General features: G+C 67.1%; 15 protein-coding genes. 8 read left to right on the forward strand and 7 right to left on the reverse strand.

Annotation, left to right across the window (positions count from 1 at the left end; translation table 11 throughout):
• Positions 1 to 12 precede the first annotated feature (12 nt).
• The 3 genes from K307_RS15850 to K307_RS15860 all read right to left on the reverse strand — a co-directional run bounded on the left by K307_RS15850 (position 13) and on the right by K307_RS15860 (position 2,515).
• Complete coding sequence (locus K307_RS15850) at positions 13 to 738, reverse strand: cysteine hydrolase (RefSeq protein WP_042879485.1); 726 nt, start codon at positions 736 to 738, stop codon at positions 13 to 15.
• Between the two features lie 78 nt (positions 739 to 816).
• A complete protein-coding gene (locus K307_RS15855) occupies positions 817 to 1,809 on the reverse strand; it encodes an alpha/beta fold hydrolase (protein ID WP_080745041.1) in 993 nt (330 codons plus the stop codon).
• A gap of 115 nt (positions 1,810 to 1,924) precedes the next feature.
• Positions 1,925 to 2,515 carry a TetR/AcrR family transcriptional regulator gene (locus tag K307_RS15860; protein ID WP_042879487.1) on the reverse strand — a complete coding sequence of 197 codons (591 nt, stop codon included), beginning with the start codon at positions 2,513 to 2,515 and terminating at the stop codon, positions 1,925 to 1,927.
• A 140-nt stretch (positions 2,516 to 2,655) separates the two neighbouring features.
• On the opposite strand from K307_RS15860, the gene K307_RS50370 reads away from it, so the two are divergent.
• Positions 2,656 to 2,787: a hypothetical protein gene (locus K307_RS50370; protein ID WP_268989197.1), complete on the forward strand. Its 132-nt coding sequence runs from the start codon at positions 2,656 to 2,658 to the stop codon at positions 2,785 to 2,787.
• 47 nt (positions 2,788 to 2,834) lie between these two features.
• Here K307_RS50370 and K307_RS15865 read toward each other — a convergent pair whose 3' ends face one another.
• The 3 genes from K307_RS15865 to K307_RS15875 form a co-directional block, all read right to left on the reverse strand.
• On the reverse strand, positions 2,835 to 4,442 hold the full coding sequence (locus K307_RS15865; protein WP_042879489.1) for a rhodanese-related sulfurtransferase: 1,608 nt from the start codon (positions 4,440 to 4,442) through the stop codon (positions 2,835 to 2,837).
• Entirely contained in the window at positions 4,439 to 5,065 is a 627-nt protein-coding gene (locus tag K307_RS15870) for a cysteine dioxygenase (protein ID WP_042879492.1), read from the reverse strand. The genes K307_RS15865 and K307_RS15870 overlap by 4 nt, the downstream gene beginning before the upstream one ends.
• Positions 5,066 to 5,178: 113 nt before the next feature.
• Positions 5,179 to 6,390, reverse strand: coding sequence for an acyl-CoA dehydrogenase family protein (locus tag K307_RS15875; protein ID WP_042879494.1), 1,212 nt, complete (start codon positions 6,388 to 6,390; stop codon positions 5,179 to 5,181).
• Positions 6,391 to 6,617: 227 nt separating this feature from the next.
• Between K307_RS15875 and K307_RS15880 the strand changes: the two genes are divergently transcribed.
• From K307_RS15880 to K307_RS15910, 7 genes are all read left to right on the forward strand, one after another.
• Entirely contained in the window at positions 6,618 to 7,709 is a 1,092-nt protein-coding gene (locus K307_RS15880) for an LLM class flavin-dependent oxidoreductase (protein WP_042879496.1), read from the forward strand.
• Between the two features lie 22 nt (positions 7,710 to 7,731).
• Positions 7,732 to 8,565, forward strand: coding sequence for a class II aldolase/adducin family protein (locus K307_RS15885; protein WP_042879498.1), 834 nt, complete (start codon positions 7,732 to 7,734; stop codon positions 8,563 to 8,565).
• 37 nt (positions 8,566 to 8,602) lie between these two features.
• Positions 8,603 to 9,613, forward strand: coding sequence for an ABC transporter substrate-binding protein (locus K307_RS15890; protein ID WP_042879500.1), 1,011 nt, complete (start codon positions 8,603 to 8,605; stop codon positions 9,611 to 9,613).
• A gap of 4 nt (positions 9,614 to 9,617) precedes the next feature.
• Positions 9,618 to 10,664, forward strand: a complete 1,047-nt coding sequence (locus tag K307_RS15895; protein WP_042882135.1) for an ABC transporter permease — start codon at positions 9,618 to 9,620, stop codon at positions 10,662 to 10,664.
• Positions 10,658 to 11,536: an ABC transporter ATP-binding protein gene (locus K307_RS15900; protein WP_042879501.1), complete on the forward strand. Its 879-nt coding sequence runs from the start codon at positions 10,658 to 10,660 to the stop codon at positions 11,534 to 11,536. Before K307_RS15895 ends, K307_RS15900 begins: the two co-directional genes overlap by 7 nt.
• Positions 11,537 to 11,567: 31 nt before the next feature.
• Complete coding sequence (locus tag K307_RS15905) at positions 11,568 to 12,743, forward strand: c-type cytochrome (protein ID WP_042879503.1); 1,176 nt, start codon at positions 11,568 to 11,570, stop codon at positions 12,741 to 12,743.
• A gap of 177 nt (positions 12,744 to 12,920) precedes the next feature.
• A complete protein-coding gene (locus tag K307_RS15910; protein ID WP_042882137.1) occupies positions 12,921 to 13,820 on the forward strand; it encodes a DMT family transporter in 900 nt (299 codons plus the stop codon).
• Between the two features lie 4 nt (positions 13,821 to 13,824).
• On the opposite strand, the gene K307_RS15915 is transcribed toward K307_RS15910, so the two are convergent.
• Positions 13,825 to 15,693: a bifunctional sugar phosphate isomerase/epimerase/4-hydroxyphenylpyruvate dioxygenase family protein gene (locus K307_RS15915; protein WP_042879505.1), complete on the reverse strand. Its 1,869-nt coding sequence runs from the start codon at positions 15,691 to 15,693 to the stop codon at positions 13,825 to 13,827.
• Positions 15,694 to 15,783: the final 90 nt, after the last annotated feature.

Consider the following 15,783-nt stretch of genomic DNA (forward strand, 5'->3'; position numbering starts at 1 on the left):
AAATCGCAGGGATTACGCCGCTGCGCGAACACTTCCTGCCAGCCGCCGCACAGTTTCGTCGGTATCCCACAGCGCGTTTGCGATAAAGCGGAAGTTGACCAGCGCCGCGTGATATCCATCGCCTTCCGGCACCTTCGGACCTGCCACCGCGTCGCGTACGACCGCAACTTCGAAACCCTGCTCCAGCAGATCCCGCAGATGGGATTCGACGCATAGGTTGGCGGCCATGCCAGCAAGGATCACCTGATCGACGCGCTGCTTGCGCAACTGCAAAACGAGGTCGTTGGCTTGTGGGCCGTACAGCTTGTGCGTCGAGCAGATAATGGTTTTTCCATCTTCGATGTACTGCTTGAACTCCGGCATAAAATCTGCCCCCGAACCCCGGAAGCCGTCCAGCGTCAGCGCACCATGCCGGTCAAACATGCCCAAGGCATGCTGCAGCTTCTCGGCGGGACCGTGCACTTTCCATGTGTGATCATGGGGATAGTAATAGTGGGGAGAGATGGCGACGGTGATGCCCGCCTGCTTCGCAGCCTGGAACAGGCGGACAAGGTTGGGCACCAGATTCTGCTCCGTCACGCTTTCGCCGACGACCTCCCAGCTGCGCCCTTCGGGACTCATGAAGTCGATCTGCGGGTCGATGACCACCAGCGCCGTCCGCGGGAGGTCCAGTGTCAAATCGCTCTTCGGCAAAGCCGGTTCAACGGGATCTGCATAGCAATTGTGATGGTTGCTCATGGGAATTACCTGTCAGGTTGCGTTGGTTCGCTGCCGGCAACAAAAAGCGGTGTCCGACATTGAACTAACAATGAGATTTCAACTGCGAATGAACGCCAACAGATCGGCGTTGAATTTTTCCTTATGCGTATCGGTCAGTCCATGCGGCGCGCCGGGATAGACGATCAGCCTGGAGTTTTTGATCAGCTTTGCCGAAGCGCGTCCGGCGGCATCGATAGGAACAATCTGGTCATCGTCGCCGTGGATGATCAGGGTAGGCACGTCGATCTTCTTGAGGTCTTCGGTGAAATCGGTTTCCGAGAACGCCTTGATCGAGTCATAAGTGTTCTTGTGTCCGCCCTGCATACCTTGGGCCCACCATGCGTCGATCAGCCCCTGCGAAGGCTTTGCGCCGGGACGGTTGAAGCCATAGAACGGACCGGTGGGCACATCCTTGTAGAACTGGGACCGATTGGCGAGCTGCGCGGCGCGCAGGCCGTCGAAGACTCCGATTGGCAAGCCAAGCGGGTTGGCGGGCGTCCTGAGCATCAAAGGCGGCACTGCTGAAACCAGCACGACTTTGGACACGCGTCGCGTGCCGTGCCGGCCGAGATAGCGAGCCACTTCGCCCCCGCCCGTGGAGAAACCCACGAGTACGGCATCGCGCAGGTCAAGGGTGTTGAACACAGCAGCCAGGTCGTCGGCATAGGTGTTCATCTCGTTGCCGTTCCAGGGCTGGCTTGAACGGCCGTGGCCACGACGATCATGTGCGACGGCACGATACCCTTCCAACGCAACCAACATCATTTGAGATTCCCAGCTGTCCGAACTGAGCGGCCAGCCATGACAGAACACGATGGGGCGACCAGCGCCCCAGTCCTTGAAATAGAGCTGCGTGCCGTCCTTTGTCGCGATGTAACTTCCGGAGGCCGTGCCGCCAGCCTTTGCGTGATGCGCCTCCTTTGCTGACGGAGCGGCCATTACCGGGCTCGGCAAGCTGGCCGCGGCAAGAGAGCCAGCTGCGGCGGCGCTACCGAGCAGCAAGTCACGCCGCGACACACCCTTGGTGAGGTTGAGATTATTTGAAGACATGGGTAGTACTCCTTTCTTGACCGCACTCGGCGGCATAGGATGGTCTTTCAATGACGTCGGCCAATTTACCCAAATAAATAGCCGACCAGTCGTCTATTTAACAAAGCAAAAAAAATCAGTACAGCAGCCGCTTCAGAGTGAGGTGCTGAAAGCGTCGGCAAGCATCGCCGTTGCGCTCGACCTTACTACGTAGAACCGCCCCCTCGAAAGCCTCGACAATAACGGCCGCGAGCTGACGGCTATCAGTGCCTGCAGAAAGCTCCTGGCGCAACTTCGCCTCATCCAGACACGCGACAATCATGCCCTCCCAGCGCTTCATGATGCCCTCCAAGGCGCTTCGGACGTGACTGGAGGTATTTGACAATTCAAGGGAGAGGTTACCCACAAGACACCCGAGCCTGAATTCCTGGGCTGCGTGGTCCTCCACCAACCATTCAAACAGGCTTTCGATGCGCGTGAGAGGCGGGATTCGAGCGTCATACATCACTTGTCCGTGGCGACTTTCGATAGACTCCCAATAGGCCTCCAGCACCTCGGCGGCGAAAATTTCCTTACTCTCGAAATAGCTGTAAAAGGATCCTTTCGGAACATTCGCCGCGGCGACAATGTCTTGCACGCCGCATGCATTGAAGCCCAGTTCGTGAATAACACGACCACCTTCGCTAAGGAGTCGATTACGCACCTCGGGGTTGGCTGGCCTTGGCATGTCGATTCGGTTGATAGTGTCCTCGGCGGATTATAGACGACTGACTTGTTATTATCAAGCGTTCACCGCTGCCGAGTTCGGTGACCCCCTCGTGCCGAGTTCGGTGACCCCCTCGACCTGGAGAACCTCAACTCGCGGCAATGTCGCTCAAGGAGGGCGGCCTGCGGGTGAAGTTGGGCGCTGAGGAACTCAGCACGATCCGCACCAATACGCTGCTGAAGGCGGTGGACCGCAAGCATCCTGGCCATCACCTACGCACTGCGCAGACGTGATCGTGACCCCGCTGGGCAAGGAGCGGACGGGTCGCGCCGCGATCGCCCTACGCCACCCGGAAGCCGTGCGTGCCGTCGCGCTCCAGTTGCGCGATCAGGCCGAACTCCCAGTCGAGGTAGCCCTGCATGGCCTCACGCGGACTGTCGGTGCCCTCATAAGGCCGGCGGTAGCGGTCGGTGCGTTCCGACGCCAGCCGCGTTTCGCCGCTTTCCAGCGGCAGGCCCGCGGCAATCCACGCCTGCGTGCCGCCTTCCAGCACGAAGATCTCGGCATCGGTCAGGCGCGCGAGGTCGGCGGCGGCAAAGCGCGCCAGCAGGCTCGAGCCGCAGGTCAGCACATAGCGGCGCGGCGGCGGGATGCGCTGCAGCGCGTCAGCCAGTTGCCCGCGGATGACGAAGTACGCGCCGGGGATATGGCGCTTGACGTAGTTCGCGCTCGCGGTAAAGTCGAGCACGGTGGTGCTGCCATCCTTCGCATCAAGCCATGCCGCCAGTTCTGAGGGCGTCACCGATGGCACCAGGGCCGACGCGGGCACCTGCGCGGTGACCGCACCCGTCTCGCTGCGCACCGCGGCGTCCACCGGCTCCACTACCCAGACTTCCCACCCCATCTGCGCCAGCCACGACCCGGTCATACTGGCGCGCACGTCATCGTCGTCGGCCAGCAGGATGCGCGCGCCGCGCACGGGGGCGTTGTGATCGGTTTCCTGCACCAGCTGGCCGCCCGGGGCGTTGACGAAGCCCGGCAGGTGGCCGTCGGCGAATTCCTCGGGCGTGCGCACATCGAAGCGGTACAGCGTGCGTCCCGGTTGCTGCAGCGTCTCGAGATCGGCCAGCGCGATACGGCGCACGCCGGCACGATCGGCGATCTCGCGCGCGCCGTGGCGGGCGCTGTCGCGATTAGCATCGCTCACTGCGGCCGGCGCGCGGCGGCTGGCGCCGTGGTCCAACTGCTGCCCGGCCAGCGTCCAGCCGATGGTGCCGTTGCGCAACGCGGCGACCGGGTTAGGAATACCCGCGTTGACCAGCGACTGCGTGCCGATGATGCTGCGCGTACGGCCGGCGCAATTGACGATCACCCGCGTGCGCGGATCGGGCGCCAGCTCGCGCACGCGCAGCACCAGCTCCGCACCCGGCACGCTGGTGGCAGTGGGAACGCTCATGGTCTGGTACTCATCGAAGCGGCGCGCGTCGACGATCACCACGTCGGCCTTGCTGTCGATCAGCGCCTGCACTTCCTCGGCCGCCAGTGACGGCGTATGGCGTTTGGCCTCGACCAGTTCGCCGAACGACTTGCTGGGCACGTTGACGTCGCGAAACACCTCACCGCCGCCGGCGATCCATGTGCGCAGCCCGCCTTCGAGCAGATGGACGCGCGTATAGCCCAGCTCGCGCAGCACGGCTGCCGCGCGTGGCGCCAGGTCTTCGCCGGCGTGTTCGCCGTAGACGACGAGCAGCGTGTCGCGGCGCGGGATGCGCGACCACGCTTCAAGCTCAAGCTTCGACAGCGGGAAATTGGCCGCCCACAGCGGGTGCTCCTGCGCGAAGGGATCTTCCTCGCGTACGTCGAGCAGCGCGATCTCTTCGCCGTCGAGCAGGATCTTGCGCACGTCCTCGCGCGAATAAGTCGGAAAGGCAGCGTTGTGGTTGGTCATGACTGGGCAAGTTCTCGGGAGCGGTCCCACAGGTTGGGCAGGGTCTGATTGGAATAGCCGGAGATAAAGGGCTTGCGCGTGCCGTCCTCGGCATAGACCGAGCGGCGCACTGCGCCGATATTGCCGCCGTAGACGTGGATACTGACCGAGACTCGATCGTCATGGACGTTGTTGACGCGATGGATGTCGCCAACGGTCGGCGAAACGGCCTCGACCTGTCCCGGCGACAGCCGCACGGCGTCGCCCCGTGGCACCGGCCACCCGGCGGCATCGAGCACGAACGGCTGCGATTCCTCCGCACCACGCAGCATGCCGATCAGGCCCCACACGGTATGGTCGTGGATCGGCGTGCGCTGCCCCGGCCCCCAGACAAAGCTGACGACGGAAAAACGCTCGGCGGAATCGCAATGCAGCAGGTGCTGCTGGTAGTACTCGGGATGCGGTCGGGCCCAGGCATCGGGCAGCCAGTCGTCGTGTGCCACCAGCTTTGCCAGCAACGCCCCGCCCTCGCGCAGGATGCGGGGTTCGTCGGGATGCTGGTCGAGCAGCGCGGACAATGCGGTGACGAAGTCGCGCAGCGGCGCCAGTGCGTTTGGCGCATTGGGGTTGGGGGAATTGCCCATGGGAATCACTCCGGAGTGTCTCGTTCTGGTTTGCCGGCACGCCAGGCGCCGGCCGCGCGGCCTCTGCGGGGCGCTGGCCCTGCAAACATAGCACGGCCCGGCGGGGCGCGTGCCTACAGGCCGAGTTGCGCACGCCCGGCGGCGCCCAGGATGGCATCGTTCTGCGGCGTATGGATGCGGCTGCACAGTACGTCGCGATAGTGGCGCTCCAGCGGGTTGTTGCGGCTTAGGCCGTGGTTGCCAGACAGCTGCAACGCCAGCTCCACCGCGCGGATCGCATTGCCGGTAACGGTGAACTTCAGCAGGCCGCTGTCGGCAGCCGTGGGCGGCTCGCCCGCGTCGGTGCGCGCGGCGGCATCGTCGAGCACCACGGCGTTGGTCCGCAGCAGCGCCGCGATCTCGCCGATGGTTTCCTGCACCCGCGGCAGCGTGGCGAGCGGCGCGCCCAGGCTGCCGGGGGCGCGTTTGCGCACAAAGGTGCGGACCCACGCGTCGGCGGCGCGCGCCACGGCGTCGTAGAGGCTGCCGAGCAGCACCACCATCCACGCCTGCTGGTCGGCGTTGGCGTCGATGTCGGCCTGGCTCGCGCCGGCCGGCGCCCACGCCGACGGCGGGCGGATATCGACGGCGTGGCCGGGCGGAATCCACACATTATCGAGCACGGTCTCGTGGCTGCCCGAGGCGCGCAGGCCGAGGTGGTTCCAGTTCTCGACGATGCGCACGCCCGCGATGCCCGAGGCCGGTCCAGGCACCAGGAATATGCCAACGCGTGGCTGCGGCTCGTCCGTGCGCGCCCACACCGCCAGCCAGCGCAGCGCGGGGATGCCGGTGCTGTAGAGCTTGCGCCCGCTGAGGCGCCAGCCGTTGCCCACGCGCGTGGCAATCGTGCCAGGCAGGCCGCCGCGCGCGGGCGAGCCCAGCTCCGGCTCGACGCGCAGCGCGTTGATCAGCGCACCGTCCTGCACCGCACTGGCAAAGACCTGGTCGCGCACGGTCGGTGACCAGTGCGAGTCGGCGCGGGCAATGGCGCGGTGCTGCAGGTAGGTCATGGTCAGCACCAGCGCGGTGGCCGGCTCGCCGCCCGCCACCGCGGCCACGATCCGGCGCGCCTCAACCAGCCCTGCCCCGCCGCCGCCGTGCGTGCGCGGCACCACCTGTGCGGTCAGGCCATGCGCGTGCAGTTGCGCGAAGTTGTCGTGCGGAAAGCTGGCAGCCGCGTCATGCGCGGGGGCGCCGGCGGCAAAGCGCGCGGACAGCTCGGCCAGCACGTCGCCAAGGCGCGCGTCACTGCTGGGCAGCCGGCGCAGGGAAGACGTCAAAGACATGGGAAACGCTCCGGGAAGGATGACGGCCGATGCCTGCTGCTGCGGACGGCATCGCCATGAATGCCGCATAGCGTACCGCCGGCCCCGCGTTCCGGAAACGACGCTTATTGAATATGGACCGTCGTTTTTATTCGTTAGTGGCGAGACGCCGCTGTCGTACTTTCTTCCTCAGCCCACAACCATCCGGGCGGCCACGCTGCCGCTATCACCGATACAGGAGCACCCGCATGAGCGTCGATTTCATCGGCATGATCCAGAGCCAGAAGCAGTCCGAGATCCATCCGCCCTCGGGGCCCGCGATCGATCGCGACTACGTTCGCGCCTTTGCGCAGGCGCATGAGCAGGCCGGCTTCGACCGCATCCTGGTGCCGCACCACTCCACCGGTCCGTCGGCCACGCTGACCATCGCCTACGCCGCCTGCGTGACCGAGCGCATCCACTTCATGCTGGCGCACCGCCCCGGCTTTACCGCGCCCACACTGGCCGCGCGCCAGATCGCCACGCTCGACCAGTTCAGCGGCGGCCGGCTCGGGGTCCACTTTATCTCCGGCGGCTCCGACAGCGAGCAGCAGCGCGATGGCGACTTCCTTGACCACGACCAGCGCTATGCGCGCACCGATGAGTACCTGCAGATCCTGCGCCGCATCTGGACCGGGACTGCGCCGTTCGATCACGAAGGCCAGTTCTACCGCTTTACGCAGGGCTTCTCCGAAGTCAAGCCCGCACAGCAGCCGCACGTGCCCATCTACTTCGGCGGCGCCTCCGAAGCGGCGCTCACCGTGGCCGGCAAACATGCCGACGTCTACGCGCTGTGGGGCGAATCGCTCGACCAGGTGCGCGAGCTGACCACGCGCGTGCGCGCCGAAGCCGCGAAGCATGGGCGCGAGGTGCGCTTCTCGGTCTCGTTCCGCCCGGTGCTGGCGGAGACCGAAGAGAAAGCCTGGGCCCGCGCCGACAGCATCCTGGAGCGCACCCGCGCACTGCGCGTGCAGGCCGGCTATAGCCGCGGCGGGCCGCAGCAAAGCGAAGGCGCGCGCCGCCTGCTGGCTGCCGCCGACAAAGGCGACCGCGTCGACCAGCGGCTGTGGACCGCCATCGCGCGCGAAACCGGCGGGCGCTCCAACTCCACCGGCCTGGTCGGCACGCCCGAACAGGTGGCGCAGGCGCTGTTGGTGTACTACGAGCTCGGTGTGACCACCTTCCTGATCCGCGGCTTCGACCCGCTCGAAGACGCTATCGACTACGGCCGCGAGCTGATCCCGCGCGTGCGCGAGCTGGTCGCGCAGCACGACGCGGCGGCCGAGCGCAAGGCCGCCTGATCCCCCCGGAAGAACCCTCGCCATGAACGCCGTCGTCCCCATCCAGCGCCCCGCCGCGCTGAAGCTGAACCCGCATCCGCAGCAGAAGTTCTGGTTCGATCCCATCCCGCCGCGCCCCACCATCGAGGCCGAGCGCCGCCATCGCCAGGAACGCCTGGCCGGCGCCTTCCGCATCTTTGCCCGCCAGGGTTTCGACCTCGGGCTGGCCGGCCATATCACCGCGCGCGACCCGGAGCTGACCGACCACTTCTGGGTCAACCCGCTGGGCGTGCATTTCTCGCGCCTCCGCGTGTCCGACCTGCTGCTGGTCAATGCACGGGGTGAGACCGTGATCGGCAACCGGCCGCTGAACAAGGCCGCCTTTGCCATCCACGCCGCCATCCACGAAGCGCATCCGCATATCGTCGCCGCCGCGCATACGCATTCGACCTACGGCAAGGCGTGGTCGACGCTGGGGCGCAGGCTCGACCCGCTAACCCAGGACTCGTGCTCGTTCTTCGAAGACCACGCGCTGTTCGACGACTTCACCGGCATGGTGGTCGACGACAGCGAAGGCCAGCGCATCGCGCGCGCGCTCGACAAGGGCAACGGCGAGACCTACAAGGGCGCGATCCTGAAAAACCACGGCATCCTCACCGCCGGCCCGACCGTGGAGGCCGCGGCGTGGTGGTACATCGCGCTGGAGAACGCCGCGCACACGCAGCTGCTGGCCGAAGCCGCCGGCACGCCGCAGCCCATCGATGCGGCCACCGCGCGCCATACGCATTCGCAAGTCGGGGGCAACGAAGGCTCGCTGCATGCCTTTGAAAGCCTGTATGCCGGCCTGGTCGAGGCCGAGCCCGACCTGCTGGACTGACACCTCATATCAAACAACGAGAACGGGGAGTTTCACCATGAGCCAGAAGACCACCACCGATCCGCGCCGCCGTGACGTGCTGCGCCTTGCCAGTGCCGCGGCCATTGCCGCGCCCGCGCTGATCCTCGGGCGCCAGGCCTGGTCGGCGCCGCGCAAGCTGACCTTCGCCTGGAACCAGAACTCGTTCTGCCTGACGCCGATCGTGGTGGCGCAGGAGAAGGGCTTCTTCGAGAAGAACGGCCTGCAGATCGACCTGATCAACTACAGCGGCTCGACCGACCAGTTGCTGGAATCGATCGCCACCGGCAAGGCCGATGCCGCGGTCGGCATGATCCACCGCTGGCTCAAGCCGCTGGAAGCGGGCTTTGACGTCAAGATCATCGGCAGCTCGCACGGCGGTTGCGTGCGGCTGGTGGGTTCGAAGGCCGCGGGCGTGACCAATCTGCAGCAGCTCAAGGGCAAGACCGTCGGCGTGAGCGACCTGGCGGCGCCGGGCAAGCACTTCTTCACCATCCTGCTGGCCAAGAACGGCATCGACCCGGACAAGGACATCACCTGGCGCCAGTATCCGGCCGACCTGCTCGGCGTGGCCGTGGACAAGGGCGAGATCCAGGCCATCGCTGACGGCGATCCCAACCTCTACCTGCTGGAGAAGCGCACCAACGGTGCCTACGTCGAACTGGCCACGAACCTCACCGGCGAGTACGCGCGCAAGGTCTGCTGCGTGATCGGCGCGCGTGGCGAGCTGGTGCGCAACGACCGCCCTGCCGCTTCCTCGCTGGCGCGCGCGATCGTGCAGGCGACCGATTACGTCAACGAGAACCCCAACGAAGCTGCCAAGGTCTTTGCCAAGTACTCGCCCAAGATCAACCCGGACGACCTGCGCAAGCTGTACGCGACGCTGACCTATACCCACCACCCGACCGGCGTCGACCTGCGCGACGAGATCGCGTTCTACGCCGACGATTTCCGCCGCATCGGCGTGCTGAAGAAGACCACCGATGCCAAACGCCTGGCGCAGCATGTCTACGCCAATGTCCTGGGGTGATGCGATGACGACAAGCCAACCTGCACTCGATGCGGGGCTCGCGCGCGAGCCAGCCGCACCTGCCATTGCCACCGTGCGTGGTACCAGCCCGGTCTGGGCCACGGGCATCGTCGCGGCGCTGGCGTGGGCCGCGTTCGGCGCGTTGACGTGGCAATGGCCGAACCAGGTGGTCGGCTTCAGCGACTGGGCCTATACGGAGGAACTGGGCATTGCGGCGCTGGCGGGCGCCGTGCTGCTGGCGCTGGTCGCGCTCGTCGGCCAGCGTGTCAGTGCGGCACAACGCGCGTTGGCCGCGTTGCGCACCGCCGGTCCATGGCTGGTCGCACTGCCGGTGGTGCTGGCGGCGTGGGAAATCCTGACCGCCAAGACCGCGATCCTGCCTACGCCCTTCTTTGCGCCGCCACAGGCGCTGATCGAGGTCTATGCCGACGACTGGCGGCGGTTGGGCGACAGTGTGCTCAATACTCTCAAGCTGCTGGGACTGGGCGTGGCGTATGGCGGGCTGGCGGGTTTCCTCGTAGGGGTGTCGATCGGCTGGTCGCGGCGGATCGGGTACTGGGTGCATCCGGTGCTACGGGTGTTGGGGCCATTGCCTTCGACGGCGCTGCTGCCGCTGACGTTCTACTTCTTTCCGTCGAGCTATTCGGCCGCGGTGTTCCTGATTGCGCTGGCTACGGGGTTTCCAGTCGCGGTGCTGACGTGGTCGGGCGTGGCTGGGGTCAACAAGAGCTACTACGACGTGGCGCGCACCATGGGCGCTTCCGGTTGGTTCCTGGTGCTGCGGGTGGCGATTCCGGCGGCGCTGCCGCAAGTGTTCGTCGGACTGTTCATGGGGTTGGGCGCTTCGTTCTCAGTGCTGGTGACGGCGGAGATGATGGGCGTGAAGTCAGGGTTGGGCTGGTACCTGACCTGGGCGCAGGGCTGGGCTTCGTACGTCAATATGTACGCGGCGCTGATTGTGATGGCGTTGTTGTTTTCAGGCGTGATCACGCTGTTGTTTGTTGCGCGCGATCGCGTGCTGTCGTGGCAGAAGGGGACGGTGAAATGGTGAGTGTTGTTGAGCGGTTGAAAGCCTCGCGATCCAACGATCGCCCGCAGAAGGCTCCCCTCTCCCGCGAGCGGGGGAGGGGAGTTAACGCGGCGGCAGGCGATACGTCCGGAGCTCTAACGGGCGCGCGTATCGACATCCGGAATGTCAGCCACTGGTTCGGTTCCGCCGATGACCAGCTGCAGGTCCTCGACAATGTCGACCTCGACGTCGCCCCCGGCGAATTCGTCGCCCTGCTCGGCCCCAGCGGCTGCGGCAAGTCCACGCTGCTGCGCCTGGTCGCTGGCCTCGACCACCCCTCCTCCGGCGACATCCTGCAGGACGGCACGCCCATCACCGAGCCCGACCCCTCACGCATTGTCGTGTTCCAGGACCCCACGCTATACCCCTGGCGCCGTGTCTGGGACAACGTCGCACTCGGCCTGCAGGCACGCGGCATCCTGGCGCAGGAGCGGCACCGCGTCGACGACGCGCTGCGCCGCGTCGGGCTGGAAGCCTTCGCCCGCGCCTTCCCGCACCAGCTCTCGGGCGGCATGGCGCAGCGCGTGGCGCTGGCGCGCGCGCTGGTCAACGATCCGCGCCTGCTGGTGCTGGATGAACCGCTGGGCAAGCTGGATTCGCTGACGCGGCTCGCGATGCAAAGCGACCTGGTCGAGCTGTGGCAACGCTCGCGCTTCTCGGCGCTGCTGGTCACGCACGATGTGGAAGAGGCATTGTTCCTCGCGCAACGCGTGATCGTCTTCAGCCAGCGCCCTGCGCGTATCACCGCCGAGATCAAGGTCGACCTGCCCTACCCGCGCCATCGCGGCGACCCGCGGCTGACCGAGCTGCGGCACGCGGCGCTTCGCCACCTGGGACTCGACGCGAGCTGGTAATGCCTCACCGCTTCACCCTGCGGGCCGCATCATGAGCGGCCCGCCTCCGCAGGCATGGCTGAACGCGCTGCTTGTGCTGATCGAGAAGTTCCAGTTGGGATTGCTATCGCTATGGCACCCGCTGGGCCTGACCGGCGACAGTCACGGCCAGCCCGCGTGGCCATGGGCGCAGCGCGTGGCCGGAGAAACGTTGCTGATCGACCTGGGCCTCGCACGCCAGGTCGGCCTGAGCGTATGTGCCATAGCCTTCGCCGTGCTGGCCGTGGCCATTGCCCTGGCCCGGCGTCGCGGGCGTGGCGTGCTGCTGGCCGCTGCCGCCCTCGCGCTGCTGGTGGCGCCGTGGCCCAAGGCATCGCTGCTGCTTGGCCCCGCCGTGCCCACCAGCTTCCACGCCAGTCCGACCCGCTTCTCCGTCGATGCCATCGCACTCGGCGGGCGTGTCTATGCGCAACACTGCGCCGGCTGCCATGGCGCCGACGGACGCGGCGAAGGGCCGCTGGCCGCGAGCCTGTCACAGTGGCCGCCGACGCTGGCCAGCCCGCTGCTGGCGCGTCGCGCCGATGGCGAGTTGTTCTGGCATGTGCTCGCCGGGATGCGTGACCGCAACGGTCAGCCCACCATGCCCGCCTTTGGCGCTACGCTCGGCGCGCGCGAGACCTGGGCCGTGATCGACTACATGAAGGCGCTGTCGGCCGGCAGCGAAGCCGATGGCAACTGGCCAGTGCCGTTGCGGCTGCCGGAGATGGCGATCCGCTGCGGCACCGAGGCGCCGCTGTCACTGTCGCAATGGCGCGGCGACCAGCGCGTGCGCCTGGTGGCGGTCGATGGCACGGCCTCACTGCCGTACGAGGATCCGCGCTTCCTGACCGTGCTGGTCACGCCGGACGGCCGGCCGCCCGCAGAGGTGCCCCGCTTCCGCGCCGGCTGCACGGCCACGTCGCCGCTTGCGTGGCAGGCGGTGGCATCGATCGCCGGGGCATCACCCGCCCGACTGGCGGGAACCCAGTTGCTGGCCGACCGCGCAGGGTGGCTGCGTGCGCGCGGCGCACCCGGCCGGCAATGGTCCGACGCGGATCTTGTGTGCGTCTCGGGACCAGCGGGAATCCCACCGCGCAATGCCGGGCCGGCCCCGGACGGCCTGAGCGCGCTGCTGCTGCGCATGGATGCCGAACCGGTGCGCTTCGTCAAGGGCGGCTTCATTCACTGAACGCGGCCATCGCCTTCCCCGGATTGTTCGCTCCCAGCGAATTCTGACTTTCCACCCATTGCCGTGATCGCCCCCGCTCGTGCCAGTAATCTGCACATCGAGGACAAAGCCAACGTGGATCAGTGACATGGTGCAGATAAGGACGGCCGTGGCAAGCGCAGCTTGCCGGCCAGTGGCGTGAGCCCCGTCGGGGGCGCCCGGGCCCTGCAGGGCATCGCGCTGATGGTGGGGGCGGTAGCTTGCTTCGCCGCACTGGACACGCTGACCAAGATCGCCGGCGCCGCGGTGCCGGTCGTGATGGCACTGTGGCTGCGCTACCTGGTACAGGCCGCCCTGACCGGCGCGGTGTTGCTGCCGTCGCGCGGCCGGGCCCTGCTGCGCACCCACCGGCCACTGCTGCAAGGCGTGCGGGCGGTGGCGATGCTGCTGTCCAGCGGCTGCGCGTTCTTCAGCCTGCAGGTGCTACCCGTGGGCGAGTTCACCGCCGTGGTCAGCCTGACACCGCTGGTGATGGCGCTGGCCGCCGCTGCCATGCTTGGCGAGCGCGTCTCGGCCGTGCGCTGGCTGTGTCTGTTGACCGGATTCGCCGGAGCCCTGGTGGTGATCCGGCCGGGCGCCGGCCTGCAGCCGGCGATGCTGCTGCCGCTGGGCGCGGTGCTGTGCAATGCCGTCTACCAGTTGCTCACCAGCGTGCTGACCCGCGCCGACGGCGCCGGCACCACGCACTTCCATACCGGCTGCGTGGCCACGGTGCTGCTGTCGGTGGCGCTGCCGTTCGGCTGGACCTCGCAGCTCACGGTGTGGCACTGGTGCCTGCTCGCGGGCATGGCGCTCGCCGGCAGCGCCGGTCACATGCTCCTGGTGCTGGCCTATGCGCGCGCGCCGGTCAGCCTGCTGACACCCTATCTCTACCTGCAGATTGCCTTTGCGATGGTCGGCGGCTGGCTGGCGTTTGCCTACCTGCCCGATCAATGGTCGCTGCTCGGCGTTGCACTGATTGCCGCCAGCGGCGTGGGCGGAACGGTGGCGGCAGCGCGCGAACGTGCGCTGCCGGCGCGGCCAGTCGGCGCGACCTAGCCGCTTAGCCGTGCCGCAGCTGCGCCTGCGCGGCCATGCGCACCGCAGCGTTGGCCGCGCCGTACCCGAGGTAGCCGGTGCGCTGCACGAGTTCGAAGAAGAAGCGTTCGTGGAACGGCTCGGTGTAGGCATGCAGGAATTCGCCCTGCGCGTCCCGGTCATAGAGCACGCCGAGGCCTTGCAGGCGCCCGAGCAGCGCATCGTCGAGCGCCAGCCGTGCGGCCACGTCATCGTAGTAGTTGTCCGGCACGTGCAGCATCGCGGCACGGCGGCGGTCGATCGCTTCCAGCGTGGGTTCGATACGGTCGGAGCGGAAGGCGATGTGATGCACGCCCGAGCCTGCGTAAGCGGCAACAAAGCGCCCGGTGGCGGTGCGGCCGCTCTCGGACACATTGAGCGGGATCCTCACGTTCTGGCCGGGGCTGACCATGGCGCGGCTCTTCACCAGGCCATACGGGTCGGCGATCTCGTGCACGGCCTCCGGCTGCATGCCGAACACCGCGCGGTAGAACAGCACGAAGCTGTCGAGCCGGTTCGCCGGCAGCGCCTGCGCGACATGGTCGATGGCGGAGAGCCCGGCGCCGTGGTGGACGGCTTCCGCGGGCCCGTCGAGCAGGAAGTCGCTCTCGTAGATGCTGCGGTCGGCATCGCGGTCGTCGATCAGGTGGAACAACATGCCGTCCGGGGATCGCAGTGCTGGGATCACCCTTTCATCGGGCCCCACCGGCTCGCGCCATTCCTTGCACAGCAGCGCACGGGCGCGCGCGATGGCACGGCGGGCGTCGTCCACCTTCAGGCCGAGCGCGCATACCGACGGCCCGTGCAGCTGGAAATGCTCGGCGGCGGCACTGTCCTGTTCCGCATTCAGGATCAGGTTGATGCCGCCCTGGCGGTACAGGTCGACCGCCTTGGAGCGATGGCGGCCGGCGTGGGCAAACCCCAGCGATTCCAGCCGTTGCGCAAGCTCGCGGCCGGCCACGTAGTCGACGGCGAACTCGATGAAATCCACCCCGCCGAGCACCGGCGGCTCGGGCAGCGGCGCCCCGCCGGCCTCGGACTCCAGCCAGATCAGCGAGCGCAGCCCGTCTTGCGCGGTCTGCCGCGCAGGCGCCGCGCGGAAGTCGTCGTTGAACACCTCCAGCGACAGCGGCCCGGAATAGCCCGCCTGCAGCACGGCGCGGGCGAAATCGGTCACCGGCAGGTCTCCCTGGCCGGGGAAGTTGCGGTAGTGGCGGCTCCACGACAGCACATCCATCGACAGGCGCGGCGCATCGGCCAGCTGGACGAAGAAGATCTTGTCCGCCGGCACGGCGTCGAGGCCCTGCAGTGAATCGCCCAGCGACAGCGTATGGAAGCTGTCGAGCACCAGCCCGAACGCGGGGTGGTCGGCGCGCCGCACGATGTCCCACGCCTGCTGCCAGCGGCGCGTGTGGCGGCCCCAGGCGAGCGCCTCGTAACCCACGCGCAGGCCGCGCCGGGCGGCGGCCTCGGCCATGCAGCGCAGGTCCGAGGCGGCACGCGCCGGGTCATCAATGGCCACGTCCTGCACATTGCTGCACACCAGCACCATCTCCGCGCCAAGCTGCTCCATCACATCGAACTTGCGTTCGGCGCGGGCCATATTGCGTGCGAACACGTCGCCGGGCATGGCCTCGAAGTCGCGCAGCGGCTGGTAGAGCAGGATCTGCAGGCCGAGGTCGGCCGCCATGCGCCGCACTCCGGCGGGCGAGCCGTCGAAATGCAGCAGGTCGTTCTCGAAGATCTCCACGCCATCGAAGCCAGCGGCCGCGGCGGCTTCGAGCTTTTCCGGCAGCGTGCCGGAAAGGGAGACGGTGGCGATCGATTTCGGGAGGGGCCTGCGGACTGCGGTCATGGCGATAGCGAGGTGGCGGTGTTGCTCCAAAGGTTATGAGCCAGCCGGCCCGTCAACAACCACAATTCGCGCGCAAGCGTGCGACAATCG

Source organism: Cupriavidus necator A5-1, from assembly GCF_000744095.1.
Classification (GTDB): Bacteria; Pseudomonadota; Gammaproteobacteria; order Burkholderiales; family Burkholderiaceae; genus Cupriavidus; species Cupriavidus necator_A.

Coding starts and splice junctions, on each gene's coding strand:
- K307_RS15895 (WP_042882135.1), top strand. CDS start 9,618: ATGACGACAAGCCAACCTGCACTCGATGCGGGGCTCGCGCGCGAGCCA.
- K307_RS15890 (WP_042879500.1), top strand. CDS start 8,603: ATGAGCCAGAAGACCACCACCGATCCGCGCCGCCGTGACGTGCTGCGC.
- K307_RS15850 (WP_042879485.1), bottom strand. CDS start 738: ATGAGCAACCATCACAATTGCTATGCAGATCCCGTTGAACCGGCTTTG.
- K307_RS15875 (WP_042879494.1), bottom strand. CDS start 6,390: ATGTCTTTGACGTCTTCCCTGCGCCGGCTGCCCAGCAGTGACGCGCGC.
- K307_RS15885 (WP_042879498.1), top strand. CDS start 7,732: ATGAACGCCGTCGTCCCCATCCAGCGCCCCGCCGCGCTGAAGCTGAAC.
- K307_RS15855 (WP_080745041.1), bottom strand. CDS start 1,809: ATGTCTTCAAATAATCTCAACCTCACCAAGGGTGTGTCGCGGCGTGAC.
- K307_RS15880 (WP_042879496.1), top strand. CDS start 6,618: ATGAGCGTCGATTTCATCGGCATGATCCAGAGCCAGAAGCAGTCCGAG.
- K307_RS15870 (WP_042879492.1), bottom strand. CDS start 5,065: ATGGGCAATTCCCCCAACCCCAATGCGCCAAACGCACTGGCGCCGCTG.
- K307_RS15865 (WP_042879489.1), bottom strand. CDS start 4,442: ATGACCAACCACAACGCTGCCTTTCCGACTTATTCGCGCGAGGACGTG.
- K307_RS15900 (WP_042879501.1), top strand. CDS start 10,658: ATGGTGAGTGTTGTTGAGCGGTTGAAAGCCTCGCGATCCAACGATCGC.
- K307_RS15860 (WP_042879487.1), bottom strand. CDS start 2,515: ATGCCAAGGCCAGCCAACCCCGAGGTGCGTAATCGACTCCTTAGCGAA.
- K307_RS50370 (WP_268989197.1), top strand. CDS start 2,656: ATGTCGCTCAAGGAGGGCGGCCTGCGGGTGAAGTTGGGCGCTGAGGAA.
- K307_RS15905 (WP_042879503.1), top strand. CDS start 11,568: ATGAGCGGCCCGCCTCCGCAGGCATGGCTGAACGCGCTGCTTGTGCTG.
- K307_RS15915 (WP_042879505.1), bottom strand. CDS start 15,693: ATGACCGCAGTCCGCAGGCCCCTCCCGAAATCGATCGCCACCGTCTCC.